The organism is Mesotoga infera, assembly GCA_011045915.1.
Classification (GTDB): domain Bacteria; phylum Thermotogota; class Thermotogae; order Petrotogales; family Kosmotogaceae; genus Mesotoga; species Mesotoga infera_D.
Genome location: DSBT01000088.1, coordinates 1 through 3,089, shown reverse-complemented (window position 1 = coordinate 3,089; position 3,089 = coordinate 1). Strand labels below are relative to the sequence as shown.

At 42.5% G+C, this 3,089-nt stretch carries 3 protein-coding genes; all 3 read right to left on the bottom strand.

Features of this window, described 5'->3' with window-relative positions; translation table 11 throughout:
- Nucleotides 1-176: 176 nt before the first annotated feature.
- The 3 genes from ENN47_03030 to ENN47_03020 are packed head-to-tail and all read right to left on the bottom strand — an operon-like array spanning nucleotide 177 to nucleotide 2,710.
- A complete protein-coding gene (locus ENN47_03030) occupies nucleotides 177-1,841 on the bottom strand; it encodes a hypothetical protein (GenBank protein ID HDP77157.1) in 1,665 nt (554 codons plus the stop codon).
- Nucleotides 1,810-2,190, bottom strand: a complete 381-nt coding sequence (locus ENN47_03025) for a type II secretion system protein (protein HDP77156.1) — start codon at nucleotides 2,188-2,190, stop codon at nucleotides 1,810-1,812. Before ENN47_03025 ends, ENN47_03030 begins: the two co-directional genes overlap by 32 nt.
- Nucleotides 2,186-2,710, bottom strand: coding sequence for a prepilin-type N-terminal cleavage/methylation domain-containing protein (locus ENN47_03020; protein ID HDP77155.1), 525 nt, complete (start codon nucleotides 2,708-2,710; stop codon nucleotides 2,186-2,188). The genes ENN47_03025 and ENN47_03020 overlap by 5 nt, the downstream gene beginning before the upstream one ends.
- Between the last annotated feature and the right edge of the window lie 379 nt (nucleotides 2,711-3,089).

Sequence of the window (3,089 nt, the reverse complement as noted above, 5' to 3'; positions counted from 1 at the left end):
TCACTTGATTCAATTAGAAGGAAGGCATCTTACGAGGTACCCGATGCGAGTTCAGCAAAAAAAGCCCCCGCACGTCGCGGGGGCCCTCTGGGGGTTAACTGTGGCTTATAGTACTAGAAGCTAAGAAGAGAATCTCTTCTTCCCCAGACCGAAAACCCTACTATATCTTTATTCTGTTACCAAGCTCGAAGACCAAGTAAAACAAGTCGTTTGATATCTGTACCGCCAACCAGAGTGCTTTGAGGTGAACTAACGAAAAAATTATCGATATCATCTAGTTGATCAGCAGTACCGAAGTCTCTTGCAGTAATTGATCCAAACGTAAACAGTTGTCCGGCTTTATGCCCGTTATTGTTAACAATCACATCACCTAGATCAGGAAATAAAAATCCTCCGCCTGAACCACTGGATGGAAAGGCAGCGAAATCACCAGAAAGGGCTCTTACTCCATGTGTAGCTTTTCCATCATTCCCTATTAAATACGTGACTATGATGTCCCCTCCAATTGTCTTCAGAGATAGGTAGTCATCATTTGTCCTGGAAGCAAAATCGTCAAGAATCTCTTTCACTTTGCTCCAAGTCATTATAGGTTTGTTCATAACTACTCCATTTTGCTCAGTTGCTTCATCCAATTCCTCATGGAAGTCTCCGTAAACCAAGTGTGTATTCAATTCGATATTCCCTTCGACAACTGTTATGCTATACTTCCCATTCACTGAAGAAAGCTTCAATGCGCTACTAGTTTTCTCCCCAATTTTCAAGTTGCCATACAGTATTATGTTAACTTGATGATCCGCCTCGGGAATTCGAATTGTGTGAGTCGTGTTTTCTATCTTGTAAGACAGATCGAAGTATCCAGAAGCATTTGGTGAAATCTCGTTAACCGTAGGGAAACTTATGGTAAAATCATTCCCACTCGAGTCGTTTGGGACAACCGGTACCAAGTAATTTGACTCCGTGACTGGAAGAACAGGATTAGGAAAAGTAATTGTTGCTGTCCTCGTTAATGAATCAAGCCATGCCTCATGCTCCTCAAGAAGCGACATGAATACCAAGTCAGCATCAGACGCTGTCTTTGTATAGTTGTAGGAGTCGTACTCCGGCAAGACGTTATTGGCCTCAAGTCCAAACTGAAAAACTTGTTCAAGGTTGATGTCAGTAGCCGAGACAGTTACTGTTCCAACTACGGTAGCAGCTCCATTTATAAGGTCACCAAATCCCTGAATGGTTTCTGTCGCGTTTGGCCCTCCCTGTTTCGGGATGTAAGTTGTTACTTCATAGAAGACTCTGTCAGTCTCGCCAAAAATAAGCGCAGCTTTGCCTGACAAGGATTCAGTTATTGCAAAACCATATGAGTAGCGCTTGACACCATTCTTCTCTGCCCATGAAACAATTGAATACTTCCCTCCTGTACTATTGATTGCCGCCCCCTTGCCCTCGTATTCAGCAAACGCATCATCGTTCAGTATTTCATCAAATTCAGAATTCCCATTCAGAATCCACCAACCATTTGGGTCAAGAGTATTCAACGCTTCGCTCCATAGATCGCCTTCGTATCCACCTCTTGAAGAGACAAAATCAACAAACTCCTCATAACCATTCCATTGATTATCGAATTCTTCCGTCCTCCACTGGCTAGCAAGCACCATTGTTGCTCCTTCAACCAAATTGCTCGTGGTCACTCTCAAGTCAGAGAGAAGCGAGTAACTGTTCAATCTGTTAGATGTCCTCTGCATCATAATTCCAGCAGCAACCAATACGGTTGTTGCAAAGGCCATCAAGATCAATGCTATTGGAAGTATGGATCCCCTACTCCGCGTACGGATCAAATCTATAGACATAGAACTCCTCCTCTCTTGACACTCTTTCATCCTTGAGTACGACTCTGAATACTCTCTTAGTAGGTGTGTCACCAACTGAAGTTGCATCGACGGAAACGACTGTGACTTCTTCAAACCCAGGGTATTCTGAAAGCTGCTGAATTCTACTGATAATGTTAGCTTCACTAACCCGATTAGTGCTTCTGACAATTCCTTCAACCATTAGCTTTGCTGAATGCAGGTTCGTTACGACCTCCAGGCGAGCTGACATGCCTCTGTACTGAATTATCAATGAAATCCCCGATGTCATAAGCAAAGCAATGATAGCCATAACAATCACTATCTCAGAAAGCGTAAAACCCTTCTTAATAGAACCTCACCGCCCCATTCATTGTCTTGGAAGTGCCATTGATAGTAAATTCAGCATTGTAGTATATGTACTGGGTCTGGGAAACTGACTCTGGTGACCTGCTGAAAACAAAACTTGACACGTTCTCAGCAAGTATAGATTCAGTAGTATCAGTTTCGTTGCTGTAGTACTCAAAAACCACTCTATTCTCAACGTATGAAATTGTCGCCACCGTAGTGCTGGTTAGAATAGGGAAATACGAGAACAGAGTTACTACTGTTGAAGTTGCCTCATCACCGCCAAAAACCAGCGCTGTCCAGTTCTTAGAAATTATGTTTTTCATGTTGCTATTCAGCTTCATCATCTCTTCATCGATTGCAAGCTGTGTCTGAACCTGTCCACTTATTTTGAATGTCGAACTCAGTACAACATAAAGAATCCCCATAATTATTGTTGTCAGAAGCAAGGTAACCATTATCTCAACCATAGTGAGACCCTTTTGCATTCTTCTCTTCGATCTTATTCCTCTAAAGAGGCTCACTAATCAGATTCCTCCTTCGATGGACACGGTTAGGCATAAATGGATGCAAATTCGAAAGCTGAGTGATGTGCGATTAGAAAGTCATCGTGTACTGTGAATCTAGTTGTCAAATACTTCCAACTCCAACGAGTCTAGGATTTCCTAAACATGAAACAATTTTATCACATTGCTTTGAACAATAACTTCAAAAAAGAGTTCCTGTGTCAAGCCGATCTTGTTCTCGGATCGATGTGGCAACTAATTCTAACGTCTTCTGGCACTGATGTTCCACAAGTCATGAAGCAACAGTATGCCACCCACAGCTATTTCGGATAGTATGTCTTTTCTCACTTACCGAAACACATATCCGCTTTGAAATAAGCATCCCCGATTCTCCTGG

Excerpts from the sequence above, each read along its gene's own strand:
- ENN47_03030 (HDP77157.1), bottom strand. The coding sequence starts at position 1,841 with ATGTCTATAGATTTGATCCGTACGCGGAGTAGGGGATCCATACTTCCA.